Annotated in this window: 15 protein-coding genes; 9 read left to right on the top strand and 6 right to left on the bottom strand. The window is 45.3% G+C overall.

The genetic code is table 11. The features are described 5' to 3' along the window. Positions 1–28: 28 nt before the first annotated feature. Positions 29–223 (top strand): hypothetical protein, encoded by a 195-nt coding sequence (locus RH949_RS00560; RefSeq protein ID WP_446351607.1) that lies wholly within the window; start codon positions 29–31, stop codon positions 221–223. A 147-nt stretch (positions 224–370) separates the two neighbouring features. On the opposite strand, the gene RH949_RS00555 is transcribed toward RH949_RS00560, so the two are convergent. After that, positions 371–1,177, bottom strand: coding sequence for a metallopeptidase TldD-related protein (locus RH949_RS00555; protein WP_446351606.1), 807 nt, complete (start codon positions 1,175–1,177; stop codon positions 371–373). Positions 1,178–1,495: 318 nt separating this feature from the next. Between RH949_RS00555 and RH949_RS00550 the strand changes: the two genes are divergently transcribed. From RH949_RS00550 to RH949_RS00540, 3 genes are all read left to right on the top strand, one after another. Continuing rightward, a complete protein-coding gene (locus RH949_RS00550) occupies positions 1,496–2,146 on the top strand; it encodes a DUF1361 domain-containing protein (RefSeq protein ID WP_006099779.1) in 651 nt (216 codons plus the stop codon). 270 nt (positions 2,147–2,416) lie between these two features. After that, positions 2,417–3,157, top strand: coding sequence for a cytochrome c biogenesis protein CcdA (locus tag RH949_RS00545; RefSeq protein ID WP_446351605.1), 741 nt, complete (start codon positions 2,417–2,419; stop codon positions 3,155–3,157). A gap of 3 nt (positions 3,158–3,160) precedes the next feature. Continuing rightward, positions 3,161–4,543, top strand: a complete 1,383-nt coding sequence (locus tag RH949_RS00540) for a cytochrome c biogenesis protein (protein ID WP_446351604.1) — start codon at positions 3,161–3,163, stop codon at positions 4,541–4,543. Positions 4,544–4,755: 212 nt separating this feature from the next. On the opposite strand, the gene RH949_RS00535 is transcribed toward RH949_RS00540, so the two are convergent. The 5 genes from RH949_RS00535 to RH949_RS00515 form a co-directional block, all read right to left on the bottom strand. Further along, on the bottom strand, positions 4,756–5,973 hold the full coding sequence (locus RH949_RS00535) for a glycosyltransferase family 4 protein (RefSeq protein WP_446351603.1): 1,218 nt from the start codon (positions 5,971–5,973) through the stop codon (positions 4,756–4,758). 325 nt (positions 5,974–6,298) lie between these two features. Continuing rightward, the gene (locus RH949_RS00530) at positions 6,299–7,513 is read right to left on the bottom strand and encodes a glycosyltransferase family 4 protein (RefSeq protein WP_446351602.1); all 1,215 of its coding nucleotides are present in this window, start codon (positions 7,511–7,513) and stop codon (positions 6,299–6,301) included. A 203-nt stretch (positions 7,514–7,716) separates the two neighbouring features. After that, entirely contained in the window at positions 7,717–8,682 is a 966-nt protein-coding gene (locus tag RH949_RS00525) for a GDP-mannose 4,6-dehydratase (protein ID WP_446351635.1), read from the bottom strand. Positions 8,683–8,860: 178 nt separating this feature from the next. Further along, positions 8,861–9,793 carry a glycosyltransferase gene (locus RH949_RS00520; RefSeq protein WP_446351601.1) on the bottom strand — a complete coding sequence of 311 codons (933 nt, stop codon included), beginning with the start codon at positions 9,791–9,793 and terminating at the stop codon, positions 8,861–8,863. A 180-nt stretch (positions 9,794–9,973) separates the two neighbouring features. Then, positions 9,974–10,954: a glycosyltransferase gene (locus RH949_RS00515; protein ID WP_446351600.1), complete on the bottom strand. Its 981-nt coding sequence runs from the start codon at positions 10,952–10,954 to the stop codon at positions 9,974–9,976. A gap of 144 nt (positions 10,955–11,098) precedes the next feature. Here RH949_RS00515 and RH949_RS00510 point away from each other — a divergent pair, with 144 nt between their 5' ends. The 5 genes from RH949_RS00510 to RH949_RS00490 all read left to right on the top strand — a co-directional run bounded on the left by RH949_RS00510 (position 11,099) and on the right by RH949_RS00490 (position 18,926). Then, entirely contained in the window at positions 11,099–12,055 is a 957-nt protein-coding gene (locus tag RH949_RS00510; RefSeq protein WP_006099736.1) for a glycosyltransferase, read from the top strand. 54 nt (positions 12,056–12,109) lie between these two features. Then, complete coding sequence (locus tag RH949_RS00505) at positions 12,110–13,096, top strand: glycosyltransferase family 2 protein (protein ID WP_446351599.1); 987 nt, start codon at positions 12,110–12,112, stop codon at positions 13,094–13,096. 172 nt (positions 13,097–13,268) lie between these two features. Next, positions 13,269–14,132 carry a transcription factor RcaD gene (locus tag RH949_RS00500; protein WP_446351634.1) on the top strand — a complete coding sequence of 288 codons (864 nt, stop codon included), beginning with the start codon at positions 13,269–13,271 and terminating at the stop codon, positions 14,130–14,132. Between the two features lie 59 nt (positions 14,133–14,191). After that, entirely contained in the window at positions 14,192–16,177 is a 1,986-nt protein-coding gene (locus RH949_RS00495) for a P-loop NTPase fold protein (protein WP_446351598.1), read from the top strand. Positions 16,178–16,307: 130 nt separating this feature from the next. Next, complete coding sequence (locus tag RH949_RS00490; protein WP_446351597.1) at positions 16,308–18,926, top strand: DNA translocase FtsK; 2,619 nt, start codon at positions 16,308–16,310, stop codon at positions 18,924–18,926. Positions 18,927–18,963 lie beyond the last annotated feature (37 nt).

Genomic DNA, 18,963 nt, shown 5'->3' with positions numbered 1-18,963 from the left:
TGACACAGGAGACAATCAAATTCCCCGAATGTCAGGAAAATTTAACAACCCCCCCAAAATACCTTTTTTGAATGTTGGCATTTGGGCGGGTTTTGTTGATCAGTCGGGTTTCGTTGATCAGTTATCGGTGAGGAGGGCGGGTTTCGTTGATCAGTCGGGTTTTGTTGATCAGTTATCGGTGAGGAGGGCGGGTTTTGTTGATCAGTTATCGGTGACAAGCTAAGGTTAGTCCCTAAACCCGCCCCTACAATTGTGGCTAAACTCCCCCCGCTTCCCCCGCTTCCCCCGCTTCCCCTGCTTCCCCTGCTGCCTCTGCTCCCCCTGCTTCATCGTATCTACGAAGCTGCTCAAGTATTTTTGCCAAGCTGCACTAGCGCCCCCCAACCACGACATCCTTAATCCGAACATGGGGACCACCAACGCTGACGGCTAAAGGCATTTGTCCGCCTTTACCACACCCGCCACTGACGTAGAGTGTATCATTGCCGATCGCGTCAATATCTTTCAGGGTTTGAAACACATTCCCGGTGAGAGTAACATCGCTGACAGGTTCTGCAATCTTACCATTGCGAATCATATACCCCACTAATGCATCGTAATCGGAACGGGAGTGAACCGACTCAAAACCTTGACGCACGATTCCTTCATCCCCTCGCGCGATCGCGCCAAACCGGGCGGATATATCCAGCCGTTCTTGGACAATGCAGGAACCTGTAGAATTGACAAAATAGGTAATCCCGAAGCGATCGCGATATCCCACCATTGTGGTTTGAATTCGCGGATCGTACTCTAGTAATAGGCGATTATACTCGGCGATTAACTGACGCTTTTCTAACAGAGATAAACCACGGGGATCGCGACCCAGTTCCACCGCCACATAATCTTGAATTGGTTCCAGTGGTGCTAAACTTGTGGTGTCTTTCCCCACTAACCGCGCTTGGGAAATCGCCGCTTCAATCCGATCCTGCAACTCCGCCAACCCATTAAACGTGACAAAACTCCATCCCCCCTGATGACAAGCGCGAATTCCCCCCGCTAAACTCAAGCTACGGTCTACCGCATCCAGTTGTTCTCCCCGAAACGAGATAGCCGTTTGCTCACTTTGCTCCACCCGAATTTCCACATAATCAACGGCGTCTCGATAGGGTGCGATCGCCAGTTGCAATTGTTCCTGCATGACTATCTCCACCCGCTTACTATAAACTTATTCTTCCTATCTTAAGTAAAATGTCACTCAATTAAGCGTTTGTAGTCAGCGCTGTCTTCGCCATAAATGCTGTCATCCGCCAAAAACTCAAATTCTCGCCACCCACCCAACCCTTGAGAAGTGGTGCGTTACGCTACCCTACCCTACCCCTTGGCTACGATTTAGCTTCCTGAAAATTGACAAGATTTCGCTGATAAGGAATCACTAATAACTGCTCACGGCGTCTTGAAGCCATTAGCTATACTGGTAAATAACCGATTGCTTTAGCAGACTTATACCCGTAAAAAAATGTCTTTAAGATTTCTATTAAGGGATGCCTGGAAAGCATGGCATCGCCATAGCGGTTGGATGGCTTGGAATTTATTTCTTGCCTTTATCCCCTTAGCTTTAAGTGTTTGGCTCTTTCGTCGCTCATCTGGAAACCGTAACCTTTTGTGGTGGGTGGGTTTCATTGTTTTCATGGCGTTCTTACCCAATGCACCTTATCTGCTGACGGATATCATCCACCTGATTGATGCGGTGCGTCGTGACTATTCCGTTTGGGTGATTACGTTAGTGCTAATTCCGCAACATCTCAGTGTTATTTTATTGGGCTTTGAAGCTTATGTTATCTCGTTAATTAATTTAGGATACTATTTACAAAAACAAGGCATGGGTAAGTTTACCATTCCGGCTGAACTGATTACTCATGCTCTGTGCGCGGTTGGTATCTATTTAGGACGATTCCTCCGATTTAATAGTTGGGATTTAGTCACACAACCGGAGGATTTAGCCCAAACTATTGTGGATGACTTGACGGCTAAACGCCCCCTGTTGGTTATGTTTGTCACCTTTATCGTGTTGACGGTATTGTATTGGGTGATGAAGCAAATCACGCTGGGACTCATTCTCAAAATGCGTTATCGGAAAGTTCTTCACGAAGCCGGTGGGGAGAATTAAAGTTAACGGTGGTGATTGTCATTTGTCATTTGTCATTCGTCATTTGTTATACCTGTGAAGCGAGTGAGTAGGGTGCCGTTAGCGACAGCGTAACGCACCCCAATCCTTTGAAAATCGGTGCGTTACTACTAAAATTGTGGATTAGATTTGTTTTGTAGTAAGGGAACTGAGCCAACTCCAGCTATGCTTTGAAGCACTAAAGTGCTTACTACAAACAATCTCATACGTTAAAATGCTCACAGAACAGGCATTTGGTGAATTACCCAGCGCATGATTGACACCTTACAAACTCAACTGTACCAACTGGAACAATTTGCCGATAATCTGGTTGGCAATCAGCTTACCCATCTGAGTGCATTAAGCATTGGCATTATCTTTGCGGCTGGGTTGCTGACTAGCCTCACTCCTTGTATGCTATCTATGCTGCCGATCACAATAGGCTACATTGGCGGCTATGAAGCCAAAGGACGCTTGCAAGCGGCGACTCAATCTACTTGGTTTGCACTGGGTTTGGCAACCACCCTAGCTGGATTGGGGATTTTAGCCGCATCGGTGGGACGAGTTTATGGGCAAGTGGGTATCGGGTTACCCATCATTGTTAGCCTGATTGCAATTATCATGGGGCTAAACCTACTCGAAGCCTTACCCCTGCAATTACCATCCTTTGACGGAATGGAGTGGATTTCCCCCGATTTGCCCAAGGGGATACGTTCCTATCTGATTGGGTTAACCTTTGGTTTAGTCGCCTCTCCTTGCAGTACACCCGTTTTGGCAACATTACTGGCTTGGGTGGCAAGTACACAAGACTGGGTTCTCGGTGGGGTTTTGCTATTATCCTATACGGCAGGTTATGTTACCCCGTTAATTGTGGCAGGTACATTTACTGCTTCAATAAAGAAGTTATTAGAAGTACGCCAATGGTCAAGTTGGATTACACCCGTTAGTGGGGCTTTATTAGTCGGATTCGGCGTCTTTTCGCTGCTGTCTCGGATTCCTGGGGGAATTTTTTAATTAATGACGTTAGATAATCAATCTGTGTCTAATCCTGTCGGACGTTGGTTCCGGCGTTATATCCTATCATTTCTAGCAGATTTACGATTGGCGATCGCACTCCTTCTCGCGATCGCTCTTTTCAGTATCAGTGGTACCATTATCGAACAGGGTCAGTCTCTCGCCTTTTATCAAGCTAATTATCCCGAAGATCCCGCCTTATTTGGTTTCTTAACCTGGAAAGTTCTCCTCTTCTTAGGATTAGACCATGTGTACCGAACCTGGTGGTTTTTGTCAATCCTAGTTCTGTTTGGTAGTAGCCTCACGGCTTGCACGTTTACTCGTCAATTTCCCGCCCTGAAAGCCGCCCGTCGCTGGAATTATTACAAAGAACCACGTCAGTTTCAGAAACTGGCACTCAGCGCTGAACTAGAAACGGGTTCGGTGAATTCCTTATCCCAACTGCTACAAGCCAAGCGCTATCGGGTATTTCAAGAAGGAGATAGCCTCTACGCCCGCAAAGGAATCGTGGGGCGGATTGGTCCGATTGTGGTTCATGCCAGTATGCTGATTATTCTGGCTGGGTCAATTTGGGGTGCAATGACGGGATTTATGGCACAGGAAATGGTTCCTAGTGGCAAAACCTTTCACGTCAGAAATATTATTGATGCCGGTCCCTGGGCAAAATCTCAGGTTCCTCAAGATTGGGGGATTCATGTTAATCGCTTCTGGATTGACTACACCCCCGAAGGCGGAATTGATCAGTTTTATTCCGATTTATCGGTAGTGGATAATCAGGAACAAGAAATTGACAGAGAAACCATCTATGTAAATAAACCCCTGCGCCATCAAGGTGTCACCTTCTACCAAACCGACTGGGGAATCGCGGCGGTGCAGGTACAGTTAAATAATAGTCCGATTTTTCAGTTACCCATGGCGAAACTGGATATCCAAGGGAATGGGCGTATCTGGGGGACATGGGTACCGACGAAACCGGATTTAAGTGAAGGGGCTTCATTGTTGGCAAAAGATTTACAGGGGACGGTTTTGGTCTATGATGCCAAGGGCAAATTAGTCTCCACCGTGCGTTCTGGAATGAGTACCCAAGTGAATGGGGTAACGTTGCGTCTGAAGGAATTAATTGGCAGTACGGGCTTACAAATAAAAGCTGATCCCGGCATTCCGATTGTGTATACTGGCTTTGGTTTGCTGATGGTGGGTGTAATTATGAGTTACGTGTCTCACTCCCAAATTTGGGCATTACAAAAAGGCGATCGCTTTTATGTGGGGGGGAGAACTAACCGCGCCCAGGTATCCTTCGAGCGAGAAGTGATTGAGATTTTAGATCGTTTGCATGAGGATAAATCAACCCCTGACGTTCCGTTACAAGAAGCGATGCAAGTCTAGTGCAAGAAGGCAGAAATAACTGAACAGCTAATATCTCCCCCCGCTTCCCCTGCTCCCTCTGCTCCCCCTGCTTCATCGTATCTACGAAGCTGCTCAAGTATTTTTATGCCCGCTGCACTAGGTAGACGTTGAAACGGTTACCTGAAACAGAGTGAAGAGTTTTGGAACCCGCGAAGGCGGGTTTTGTTTGTGTAGTTGCGGTTTCAACCGCCTCAATTCCCCATTAATACCTTTTCATAAAGTTCCCCCGCCCGTTTCCAGGTATATTTCTGCTCAACCAGCGATCGCCCATTTTCTGAGAGTTGCTTGCGAAGTTGACGGTTCTCGAATAAGCGACTCACGGCGTACACATACTCGGCGGTTTCATTTGCCCGTAATGCCCGCAGGGGGACATCTCCGCCATCGACGGGCAATCCTTCCAAACCGCGATCGCTTGCTACCACCGGCACTCCTGCTGCCATTGCTTCTAGGGTTTTGTTCTTAATCCCATAGCTAGTCCGCAGGGGAATTACACAAACCGTTGCCTTATGCAAATAGTCTACGATTGAACTCACCCGACCTGCTACCGTAATTCCCGGACGTTCCTGCAACTCTAGCACCTCAGGTACAGGGCGTGCGCCCACAATTTCTAAGGTTGCCTCTGGATACCGTCGTAAAATCTCCGGGAATACCTCTAAACTGAAGAAACGCACCGCATCAACGTTTGTCGGGCTATCCATAACACCCACAAACACCAATCGCTGTCCTCCCGGATCAGAGACACGCTTAGGAAACTGCTTAAAATCAACGCCATTGGGAACTAACGTAATCTTGCCCTCTGGTTCATAATCCTCAATCTGACGCCGATCTTTAGGAGTGGCAACGACAATATTGGTAAACTTGCCACAATATCGCTCTTCGTAACGACGCAGTAGAGGTAAATTTAATTGCTCTCGTAGCTGCTTATCCGCTGGTTTTCCGTCTAACTGATGGCGCTGCTTGCGATAGAGGGAACTATGAATATTGACGACGGTTCGCAACTTCTCTCGCCATTGGGGGCGAACATAAATTTCATTCATGCTATGTTCGCAGGTGATCACGTCAAAGTTTCCTGACTCTATTGCCTGGTTCACCCATTCCTGCATCTCCGGGGAGTAGTGTTTTAAGACACTTTGAGGCGTTCCTTGTTGCAGGAATGTACTCAAGCGCTGCATTTTTGACCGCAGTCCACTGTTGTTCTCTGAGCCGTTGGGTTGAGGGAAAACGACGAGTTCTTCGACCCACTCCTGCAACTTTTCCACGTCAGTCTCGGAAATATCATCAGTGCGTTGAGTCACCAGGGTAATCTGATGACGCTCACTCAGAGCCTTGAGTAAGTTAAATGTTCTAACCTCAGTTCCACCGCTGGTGGGTGGATAGGGAAATGTGGCAGAGAGGATGAGAATTTTCATAAATCTTCAGATTCCCCCCAAAATGGTCATAAATTCGGTTTTATCGGGATTAATGATGAATTGAGATGGCATTTATTAAAATTTGCTAATGGATTATATCTATTTCATCAAACAGTTTTACCTTATTATATAAACATTTTAAATTTTCAATGATAAATTATTTATATAGATAATTTATCATTAATTTTTGATCACAAATTATTGGTAAGCTATTCCTTGAGGCAGATATTTTTAAGGGTAGAAGGGTAGAAGGGTAAGCTGTCGCGGATTGAATATGCATACTCCTACACCCCACACCCCACACCCCCTACAGGTATTTGTTTGTTCACTTTGCACAAATGACTTGTTCATAAAGCTGGGCGGCTCGTTCCCATGTATAATTCTTCTCAATAAACTGGCGTCCACTTTGTGACAATTGTTGTCTCAGTTGAGACTCTTCAAATAAGCGAGTCACCGCATCAACATACTCGGAAACCGAATTTGCCCTCAATGCTCTCAATGGTACATTGGGACTATCAACCTCCAGTCCTTCTAAACCGCGATCGCTTCCCACCACAGGTACACCCGCCGCCATCGCCTCTAGGGTTTTGTTCTTGATCCCATACCCTGTTCGCATCGAGACGATGCATACCGTGGCTTGATGTAAATAGTCTGCCATAGACGGAACCCGCCCCGTTACTGTAATACCGGGACGATTTCCCAGCGCCGATACTTCAGAGGTAGGACGTGCGCCAACCAGAGTTAAGGTTGTGTCTGGATACCGTTCTTGAATCGCGGGGAATACCTCTAAACTTAAGAACCTCACCGCATCAATATTGGCTAAATTATCCATCGCGCCGATAAACGTCAAGCGATGTCCACCGGGATCAACGGTTCGATAAGGGAATTGGTTAAAGTCTACACCATTGGGAATCACGGCAATCTGACTGGGGGGATTATAGGATTGAATCTGTTGGCGATCATCATCCGTCGTCACTACAATATGGGAAAACTTATCACAGTAGCGCTGTTCATAGCGATAAAGTAGAGGCAGATTCAAGCGATCGCGCCAGAGATTCTCACTTGTACCCGTTTGCAACTGATTGCGACAAGAAGCATACACCGAACTGTGGATATTGACAACTGTTCGCAGTTGTTTGCGAAACTCCGGACGCACATAAATTTCGTTGACGCTATGTTCGCAGGTAATCACATCAACGTTATTCTTCTCGACACACTGATCAACCCAATCCTGTAATTGTGGAGAATAAATCGAGAGGACACTGGGAGGAATCCCCTGCTGTAAAAACTGACCAAAGCGCTGTAACTTGCCCAACAATCCTCCCTTCAGACTGGAAGTTGTGGGACGGGGAAAAACGACCAACTCAGCCACCCATTCTCGTAATGCTTCAATGTCAGCATCGGTTACATCGTCAGCGCGTTGAGTGAGTAGGGTAATCTCATGTCCAGTGAGATGTTTGAGTAAGTTAAACGTCCTTACCTGAGTCCCTCCTTGGGTTGGGGGATAGGGGAACGTAGAAGAGAGCATCAAAATCTTCATGGGTAATGGGTGAGGGTTTAAGGCGTGTATACAAAACGTAACCTATTTTAGTTAAGCACCATTGTAGAGACGCGCCATGGCGCGTCTCTACATAAATGATGTGTCCTAACAGTCATGGCGGTTGCTATATAACAACTGAGATGAAGTCCGCCAAATCACCCCTAATAAAAAAGCCTGAAACAATGGTTGTTACAGCCTCGCTATTATTGTGCCGAATCTTGCTTGGCTTGAACCATCATCCGCACAATATCAGGCATTTTATACTGAGCTTGCCATCCGAGTTTTTCTCTGGCTTTGGCAGGATTTCCCCGACTGATTGCTAAATCGGTTGGTCGGAACAAACTCCTATCCGTGATCACATAATCTTGCCAATTTAAGCCGATTGAATCAAAAGCTGCTACCACAAACTCTTCTAGGGTGTAACTCTCTCCCGTTGCAATCACATAATCATCAGGTTCCTCTTGTTGCAAGATTTTATACATTGCCTCGACGTATTCAGGCGCCCATCCCCAGTCGCGTTTAATATCAACATTACCCAGATAAAGCTTTTCTTGGCTACCTTGGGCAATGCGAGACACTGCCGCAACAATCTTTTGGGTCACAAATCGTTGGGGTCTCAGGGGAGATTCGTGATTAAACAGAATACCGGAACAAGCAAACAAACCGTAAGCTTCCCGATAGTTTGCCACTTGCCAAAATGCCGCAGATTTTGCCACTGCATAAGGGCTTCTTGGGCGAAATGGAGTTGTTTCATCCGCCGCTTCTGTGCCAATATCGCCAAAACATTCACTCGATCCCGCATTATAAAATTTAATTGGCTCACCTGTAAACCGAATCGCTTCTAAAAGATTTAACGTACCAATAGAAATACTTTCTAGGGTTTCTACGGGTTGTTCAAATGACAATCCCACCGAACTTTGTCCCGCCAAGTTATAGACCTCATCCGGTTGATTTTTCTTCAGAACTTGCAGCACACTGCGAAAATCGGTCAGGGCGGCGGATTCTAGTTTCACTTGGTCACGGATACCCAGGCGGACTAGATTCTGAAAGGATGACATTTGAGCATCCCGTGATGTACCACAGACGCTATACCCTTCGTTGAGAAGTAATTTAGCTAGATAAGCGCCATCTTGACCGGATATGCCGCATATTAGTGCTTTTTTCATGATTTGTCATTGGTCATTGGTCATTTGTCATTCGTGAGGCAACAGGCAATAGGCAACAGTGTAAGGTAGAGTTTTGAGTTAACTCACGACTTCCTCATCTCCCCCTGCTCCCCCTGCTTTCCCTGCTCCCCCTGCTCCCCCTGCTCCCCCTGCTTCCCTATCTTCCTTGTTCCCTCATAATTCAGCCCTCATCTTTGGGTTTAAGTAGCATAGCTTGAATGGCGGCGCTTAGATAACCAATCTGCCCATAAGCATAAACTAGATTATCAAACCGTTTAGCTGGGTCAGTCAAATGTTTCGCGGATTTATAGAGTCCCCGGGCGATGCGTTCTCCTCCTCGTCCTAACTGACGTATCCCAGTTCGACCTGCGACTTCTTCGCGATAACACTCGCTAATCCCTTGCCACCAGCTACGCTGCAAAAACCAGCTTGCTTTGAGGCGTTCTGGGGCGACGTTATGGGCAGCGACGGCATCGGGGAGATAGGCAACTTGCCAACCCTGTTTGAGGGCAAGTTCAGTCACGTATAATTCTTCATTGGATAATAATTTTTTACCTTGACGCCCTAGATTAGGATCAAAACCGCCAATTTGTTCTAGGAAGGTACGCCGGATGGAGTAGTTTAAGCCTCTGGGTGTTAAACCAGGTTCTTTGATATAAACGACGCTATCTCCGAGATCATAAAGTCCCAAATTGCCAGCAAGTTCTGGGGATATCCAGCTGAGGGGTTCGACGCCGGGGGGCCAGATTAGGGTGACTTTACCGCCAGCTACTGCCAATTTTTCATTTTGGTGATAAGCCTCTAGGAGAACTCTCAGCCATTGGGGACTGGCGACGGCATCATCATCTAAATAGGCGAGAATGGGAGCAGTGGTTTCCTTTGCGCCCGTATTGCGTGCTACGGAAAGACCGATAACGGGTTCGTAAACGTATTTTAACTGAGGGTGAGAGATACGGGCTTCAACAATCTCACGAGTGCGATCGCTAGAGGCGTTATCGACCACTACGACGATAAAATTATCACAATCTTGGGCTAATAGGCTATCGATGGCAGCGCCTAGATACGCATCTCGGTTGTGAGTACAGATAATCGCAGCAATCTGAGGCGTTGGCATAACTGTCGGGGTGAGTTGTCGCTAGGGAGTCTAACCAGCTCTGTTATAACACAAGAATCAAACGAATCGGCAAATCGGCGTTACGCTGTCATTCAGAGGGGGCGGGTTTAGTGACATCTGGGTGACAAGTAACGATAATGGTAAAACCCGCCCCTACACCCTTCAAAATTAATAAATTCTTTACAACCAATCAATTTTATTCGCTTTTTCATCGAGTTGAGTTTGTTGTTGTCCGAGGTCGCGATACCAAGCGCCGTACAGATTAATTGGAGTTTTTAGCACATCCCCCAAAGAGGCTTTTCCGGCAATAACTTGTCCGCTAGTTAGTGGCAATTCCTTGAGCAACCAACGACTGATTAAATAGAAAGATTTTTTTGAGGTTAATTTTGGTTGCAATTCGACGCCATGCAGTTCGTGCAAGTATTTATTAGAACGCCCATAGCGTTGCCATTGGCTGCGGAATTCCCGTAGGTTGGCGCGGTGGCGGTGTTGAACAATGGCTGTTTCGGCAAACTTAAGTTGCCATTGAGTCTGGCGCTGAATTCGCCAACAAATATCTGCATCTCCTCCAGTTGTCATGTAGGGGCGGAATAAGCCGACGTCTTGTAAGGCTTGGCGACGAATGGCTAAATTGGCGGTTTGACCATAGGGATAAAATGGGTGATCAAGGGTATTTTTTTGGCTTAATGTTCCTTGGCGTTCGGCGTGTTTTTCGAGCAAGGTTTTACCGGGTAAAGCGGAAATTTCACCGACAACTAATCCGACTTTGGGATTGACAAAGGGCTGAACTAAGAGACTTAACCACTGGGGAAGGGGGCGACAATCGGCATCGGTGAAGGCTAGAATTTCACCAGTGGATGCTTTTATGCCTGTATTGCGGGCTGCGTAGGAACTTTGAATCTGGTTTTCGGTGAGGGGGTGAAGCGTGATGCCTTGAGCTTTGGCGTCTTGAGCGGCTTGGTGCAGTATCTCAGGTGTGCGATCGCGGCTATTATTGTCTACGAGTAGGTATTCTACCTGATCCTTGGGGTACGTTTGACAGAAGAGACACTGGATTAAGTCATGTATATCGGCAGCACCGTTATAGATGGGGACAACGACGGATACCTTGGGGATAAAGGAGGAACCAGGTTGGCTGTCAGTGGTGCGATCGGGACACATAATTTTATTTTAGTTTAGCTCAAGGCTTGTCATATTTTATCAAGGGTTTGTAGTCAGGGAACCTTAGCCCTAGATTTTTTTTGGTTCCTTGGCGGCATGATTTTTCTTTCCCCCTAGCAACAGTCACGCTTGAAAAAATGGCGTATGCGGCATATCAATATAATAACAGCAGATAATAATTCTGGATTAAGTCGAGATGCGACTATTGTCACGACTATTCTCAAGCAAGCCAATTTTAATGTGACTTTTTTTGACATCAATTCACTCACCCGTGATCATCGAGGTCAACCGCTCAATTCAGGTTTACCGAAGACACCTATCTATGATATTAATCTTTTCCTCGAACACGTCGTTCCTCCCTTATTTCCCTGTGCCAAGCTAAATTGCTTAATTACCAATCAAGAATGGTTTTGGCAAGAGTGGCTTCCTGATCTCCCTCATTTTGACTATATCCTTTGTAAAACACGGTTTGCTCAACGTATTTTTAACAAGCTAGGATGCCGGACTGAGTTTATCAGCTTCACCAGTTTTGACCGCTTAGACGAAACCCAAACCAAACGTTATGACAAGTTTTTCCATTTAGCGGGGAAAAGCCCTCAAAAAGGTACAAATGCCATTCTGGGAATTTGGCAGCGTAATCCTGGTTTGCCTGATCTGACTATTCGACGCAATTGGCAAGAGCTTGACCGAATCGGTGCAGCTAATATTGAGTATATTACGGAGCATCTAGATGATATAGTGTTAAGAAACTATCAGAACAGTCATGGCATTCACTTATGTCCTTCAGAAGCAGAGGGCTTTGGTCATGGGATTGTCGAAGCCATGAGCTGTCGTTCCGTGATTCTGACGACTAATGCTCCGCCGATGAATGAATTAATTACACCGGATCGAGGCATTTTAGTGGATTGTAATAAAGCTCAGGTGCAGGGAGTCGGCATAAATTATTATGTTGATAGGCAGGCATTAGAACAAACCATACACCAAGTCTTAGGGACGGATGATGGAACTAAAAAAGAATGGGGGGATAATGCTCGTGCTTGGTATGAAGACAATGATGTTTTTTTTAGGCATAGAATTGTTGACGTTATCAATAACATTTAAATTAACACCTGTATAATTAATGAATTTTGCTCCATAACCAATAACGAATTGCTCATGTCTAAAGTTAGTGTTTGTATTCCTACTTACAATCGTGCCAACTATCTGATTCAGTCAGTAAAAAGTGTTCTGAGTCAAACGTATAAAGATTTTGAGTTAATTATTTGCGATGATGGCTCAACTGATGAGACACCTACGGTTGTTAGTCAGTGGAATGATGCCCGAATTCGATATATCCGCCATGCTAAAAATATTGGGCGCAGTAAAAATATGCGTTCTGGTTTTGATACTGCCCAGGGAAACTATTTTATCAAATTTGATGATGATGATGCCCTAACGCCGGAGTTCTTAGAAAAAACGGTGGCAGTATTAGAAGCGGAACCAACAGTTGATTTTGTCTGTACGAATCACTGGGTTATTGATAAAAACGGCAATCGTGATGAGTCAGCGACGAAAGAGAATGCGGCGAAGTGGGGAAAGGATAAACTGAAGCAGGGTATAATTCCTGATTTAATGCGACAAACGTTTCAATATCAAAGTTTGCAGGTGGGTTCAACCTTGTTTCGTCGGGCCTGTTTGCAGGATGTGGACTATATGCGCCCAGAAGCCGATGGCTGCGAGGATTTTGATTTACTGGTACGATTAGCGATCGCGCTTAAGCAGGGGTATTTTTTGCCAGAGTATTTGATGGAGTATCGGTTTCACGGGGGACAGACGAGTTTAAGGCAGAATCTGCATTTTTTGAAGGCTAAGGTTTTTTGTATTGATAGTTATCGATTTCCTGATCAAGAATTAGAGACACTACGGATACAAAAATTGGCATGGACAAAAGAAGCGTTGGGATTACGGTTAATTGAAAATGGGGATACGGTTCAGGGACGAATAATGTTGCAAGAGGTGGCGGAGATTATTGGCAGTTCTCGGAAAGCCCAATTGGGAGTAATCTTATCCTATTTACCCCTAAGTTTACGCCAAGCGGCGTTGCAGGTGTTTCGTCAAATGCGTCCCAAAGATTATACCGATCAGGTGCGAGAAGCGGGTTAAGCCTTTCTGGGGAATGGAGAGTGCGATCGCACAGTTTGTAGTAAGCGCTTCAGCGCTGCTAGCACGCTTCGTGCTGACTACAAACCTAACTGATGAAGACGTTGATACCCTTCCGTTGTGTTCCCCCCTCAAGTTAAAGTAGAATGAACGATAAATGAGGTTAAACATTTCCATGGAAACCAAGGAGCTAAAATTTCTCCTGAAACTACTAGGATGTCCGAACTACCGTTCTCCACTGTCGGCAAAACTATTCAATAGTATCAAAGGCAAAAACAAAATTGTCCGCGATTTAGAAGAACGGGGTTGGGTCGATTTCTCCCGTGAGATCGCATCGGTTAAAATTTTACCACCCGGTCGCGCTCTGTTGAACATAGAACCGGATCAAGTTCCTCTCTCTCCCAGTGAACTTAGGGTACTCAACAGTATCGGTAAAGCATCGGGAAAAGTTAAACCCAGCAAAATCGATATCAAGTCGTTGAAGTCAGCCGAACGCGATGCTATTTTACAACGCTTCGATGAACGGGGATTCATTGAAGTCGAAAAACAACTGAAACGCCAAAAGGCTGAAGTGTGGATGACTCAGCGCGGACTCGATCAGCTACGAGAGGATTATATCCCGAAAAAAGGCACAAATCCAGTGATTAGTTTAGAACTGCTGGGGAATTATCTGGGGTTTTTGCGAAAATCACTGTCTCCTCAAGTGAATCCGTCTGTAAGTGTCACCCAAACCCAACCTTCATTGAGTTTAGAACCTGCACTAACCCAGAAACCCACAGATACAGAAATTTTACAACTGATTCAGCAGTTAGATAAAGAATTAGGAACCGACAATTATTTACCCATTTTTCATCTGCGTCAGAAATTACAACCTCCCTTATCTAGGGATGACTTAGATCAAGCCCTCTATCGTTTGCAACGGGAAGGCAAAATTGAGTTGAGTTCATTAGTTGAGGCGATGCACTATACCTCAGAACAACTTCAAGCTGGGATTCCTCAAGAAATTGGGGGATCTTTATTTTTTATTATTGTCAACTAGCGGACTCATTTTTCACCATACCCGCCAAATTCGGTTTGTAATCACTTCTAGGGATAATCATGGCAACTATTGATGAAATTATAAAACAAGAAGTCAACCCCTTTGATCCCGTAACCTTTAAAACTGGAAACTTTTGGCGAGAAGATCAACAAGTCGCCGCCACAGTTGATTCAATTCACCAAGAAGCAATTACTCAGGTGACTGAGGTTCTCCGATTAGTCGCCAGAGATCAGCGGACACGGACGATATTACTGGATGGAGACTCGGGTTCAGGGAAAAGTTATTTATTAGGACGTCTTAAGCAAAAGCTTAACCCTTACGCTTTTTTTATTTATATCGATCCCTGGGCAGATAATCAGCATATTTGGCGACATACGTTGCGCCAAATGGTAGATAGTCTGATGCAAAAGCCGGAAGGACAAAAAAGTTCTCAGTTAATTCTTTGGTTGAAAGGACTATCAGCGTTTAAAGATCGCAGCATGATGAGGAGAATCCTGGGGGAACGAGGACTTTTTATTCGCAATTTTAGAAGCACTTATCCCTCGGGTATTTATCAGGCAAGAGATTTCTTTGGTGTATTGTATGGTCTCACGAATCAGGATTTATATTTTTTGGCTTGTGACTGGTTGCGAGGAGAAAATTTAGATCGAGATGACCTCAATGCATTAGGGGTTAATCAGCCTATCGATAATGAAGAAGCCGCGCGGGGAATAATCGGCAACTTTGGCAGAATTTCAGCATCGACAAAACCCATTGTTCTCTGCTTCGATCAAGCGGAAATGACACCGAAGTTTGCTGATGGAATTCCCAACTTACAATCTTTATTTAATCTTAATAGAACGTTCCACAATCAATATCTTAAAAATATTCTGGTTATTATCAGCATTGTAACGAATCAATGGAAGGTGAGTAAAGAACGTCTCGAACAATCCGATTTAGCCGGAATTGAAAAACAAGTTCGTCTAAAATCCATAAACCTTGAACAAGCTGAAGCCCTCTGGATAACCCGACTCTATTCCCTGCATGAGCAAGCCAATCCCAAGCCCGACTCTCCCCTTTATCCTCTCCAGAAACAAGCATTGGAGCAAAAATTTCCTGGGGGTAGAGCCAATTTGCGAAATGTATTAGGACTTGGCGGAGAATTATTTATTGAACATAAATTAGGTCATAAACCACCAATAGAAGATGCCGTTGCCACTTTTAAATTAATTTGGCTTAAAGAATTCCACAAAACCCAACAAAAAGTCGAGCGAATTCGTCAATTTTCATCGGTTGATCTGACACAAATGTTGCAACAGGCAATGAACGCCTTGCAGATCAACACTGACCCTCATCTTTTAAATCATGCTAAGTATAGTAGTTATTCCTTCAGTTATCAGCATCCCGATAAAACTGAACGACTAGGAATTTTCTGGAACGAAGAACCCAACATGACAAGCTTCAATGCAGCGATGAACGCCTGCGAAAAAGACCTGGAAAAAAACTGTTGTGATACTCTGATTCTGGTTCGAGCCGAAAAACTGGGTCAAGCCAAGAATAAAGGATATAAACTATTCAAAAAACTCTTCAACGGCTCACCGCATCGTCATCTTACCCCCCATCTCGACTCTATCCATTATCTGAGAACCTATCAGCTTTTAGTCAACTCCGCCGGTGCTGGGGAATTAGTCATTCACCAACAAACCCTCGATCTCCCTACGTTAGAAAAATTGATTCGAGACTCTCACGTTTTACAGAATTGTCCATTGTTACAAGACATAGGAATTGTATCTAAACCCATTATTAAGCCTGAACCCGATTTAATAAAAATCAAAGACTTCCTCTTAAACCTCGTCAAAACCCAATTTATGATTGGACGGAAAAAACTCGTTGATTTAACCATGCAAGACTTCTCCCATATCGATGAATCCCAAATCAATCAGCAAATTCAGACACTCTGTCAAGAAAACCAAATCACCCTCATCCCCCCTGACGCCAAACCCCAAGATCAATCCGTCTGCTGGAAACCCCCAACCAAAAACAACACATCCCCCCAACCCAAATAACACTAACTCAAAACTCGTCGTCAGCAACATGACTATTTATAACCCAAAACAAGCAACACTAAACCTCACTAAACCCTCTGCGCCCTCTGCGCCTACCTCTGCGTTACTCTGCGTTTAAAAAAATCCTCCCATGTACCTCACCACCCCCAATGAAATCCGCCAAACTATATCCCAACTCGCCACCTATCCAACTCTCTGGCTAGACACAGAAGTCGCTGACTGGCAAACATCAAACCCCAGACTTTCCCTGATTCAAATATTAGCAGATCCCACAGACAGAACAGGCGATCGCGCTTATATTTTTGATGTCCTCGATAACCCCGATATCGTCAGGGATTTCGTCGCTCAGATTATGGTTAACCCCAACATCGAGAAAGTCTTTCACAACGCCAGCTTTGATCTAAAATTTCTCGGTGGGAGCCAACAAGCCCAAAATATTACCTGTACCTTCAAACTCGTTCGGAAACTAACCAAAAAATCCCGCAAAAATCCCCTGCAAGTCTCCAACAAACAACTCAAAACCCTCGCCGTAGAACTCTGTCACTTCACCAACGTTGATAAAACCGAACAAAACAGTGATTGGGGACAGCGCCCCCTCACCGCCAAACAACTGCACTATGCCAAAATGGACACAGTTTATTTAGCTCATGTCCATCGCCATTTATTACAATTAACACAGCCCCCTACTCCACCCCCAGTCGTGATCACACCCAAGCCACAACCCGAAACAGCCGAACATCCTCCCTTCAGTGCAACTAAAGTGCGCGTGGCGTTTGAATGTCCACGTTTATTCTATTTAAAACAACATTTTGATGGGAACACTTTATTTATTCCACCCGGTCAATCTATCGGAATTGGTACAGCGTTTCACACCTTAGCCGAACAATTTATCAAACTCGCTCAAGCAAATTCCCACGTTTCCGACTTATTAGAACCGTCCGCTGAGCAATTAAATCGCGAAGCTGTCGCCATGGGAATGCAGGAAATATTTTATCAACAGGTATTTTTTCCCTACATCGAATCCCATCCCGAAATGGCGACGGTATTGCCAAAGCTGTGGCAAGGCTTAACCGCTCTAATTCAGCGTTGGGTCGAATTATTAGTGGTAAATCGCCGCTATTGTTTGCATCAAATGGTTATTCATCAAACCTTTATTTTAGAAGAAAATAAGCTTAGTTATCACTTTAATCTACCTAATGGTACATCCCAGGAGGTGACAGGGCGATTTGATAGTTTAGTGTTTAATTTTGAACGCAATCGTCTCTGTTTAATTGATTATAAGACCTACGAACCCGTTGACCCATCAGCGCAGTTGGCTCAAGTGGCACTCTATGGTTATATGCTCAATAAAACGAAAGGAGTGGTGGTTGATTCAGCGGTGTATTGTGTTCTCCCAGAGTTTAAGGAGTATGCGTATTCTTGGGAACAGTTGGAAGCGGCTGTCCATGATTTGATTCCTCATAAGTTACAGCAAATGCAGGATTGGGTGAGTTGGCGACAGACTCATTCAAATCCGCCGCCGCTCACGTCGAATGCTCACTTGTGTGAAATCTGTCCTCAACAGGAAACCTGTCAAACCTACTTTGATGTGAGGAGTACAGATACACAGCCAAGGAAAAGGGAAGATGAGGGGACTTCTGATGGCGCTGAAGTGTCTACGACAAAGACTGATGGCGCTAAAGCGCTTACTACGAACAGTGATGGCGCTAAAGCGCTTACTACGAACAGTGATGCGATCGCGCAACAGTTAGTTGAGACGTTACAATCCTTTAAAATAGACGTGACTTGTGTGGGAACAGCCGTTGGTCCAGCGTTTATTCGGGTGAAACTGAGACCGAGTCTGGGGGTAACGGTTAACAGGTTGCTGAGATTATCGGCTGATTTACAGGTACAGCTTGGGATTACTCATCCTCCCCTAATTGCGCCCCAACCTGGCTATGTCAGCGTCGATTTACCACGTCCAGATCGACAAGTGGCGCAGTTTGAGAAATATATCACATCCCGGACATCGACTCAGGCTCCCGTAAAAATTGCCATTGGTGTGGATTTAGATGGGAACCTCGTGGAAGCCGACTTATCCGATGCGAATACCTGTCACTTTCTGGTGGGGGGAACCACCGGAAGCGGGAAAAGTGAATTTTTGCGATCGCTCCTGTTATCCTTACTCTATCGCCATTCCCCTCAGCAGCTTAAAATCGCCCTGGTTGATCCCAAGCGTGTCACCTTTCCCGAATTCGCGCAAATCCCCTGGTTGTACGCTCCCATCGTTAAGGATAGCGAAGATGCGATCGCGTTGATGGAAAATTTAGTCGCGGAAATGGAACGGCGTTATCAGCGATTTGAGCAAGCGGGATGTTCTCATCTCGACGCTTATAATCAACAGAATAACCCACCTTTACCCCGTCTTGTCTGTATCTTTGACGAATATGCTGACTTTATGACCGAAAAAGATATCCGCAATGCTTTAGAATTGAGTATCAAACGATTAGGTTCAATGGCGAGAGCAGCGGGTATCCATTTAATTATTGCCACGCAACGCCCCGAAGCGAAAGTGGTTACACCGATTATCCGTTCAAATTTGCCGGGGCGAGTAGCGTTGCGGACAGCTAGCGAAGCGGATTCTGAGATTATTTTAGGCGGGAAACAATCGGAAGCGGCTTATCTTTTAGGGAAAGGAGATTTACTGTATCAAGTTGGGGCGAAGTTGCAGCGGTTGCAGAGTTTATTTGCTCGAAGGATTGAATTGTAAAGTGGGAAGGATATTTTTTCAACGCAGAGGTACGCAG

The organism is Coleofasciculus sp. A1-SPW-01 (genome assembly GCF_040217205.1).
Classification (GTDB): Bacteria; Cyanobacteriota; Cyanobacteriia; order Cyanobacteriales; family Coleofasciculaceae; genus Coleofasciculus; species Coleofasciculus chthonoplastes_A.
This window is presented reverse-complemented; position numbering and strand designations above follow the sequence as displayed.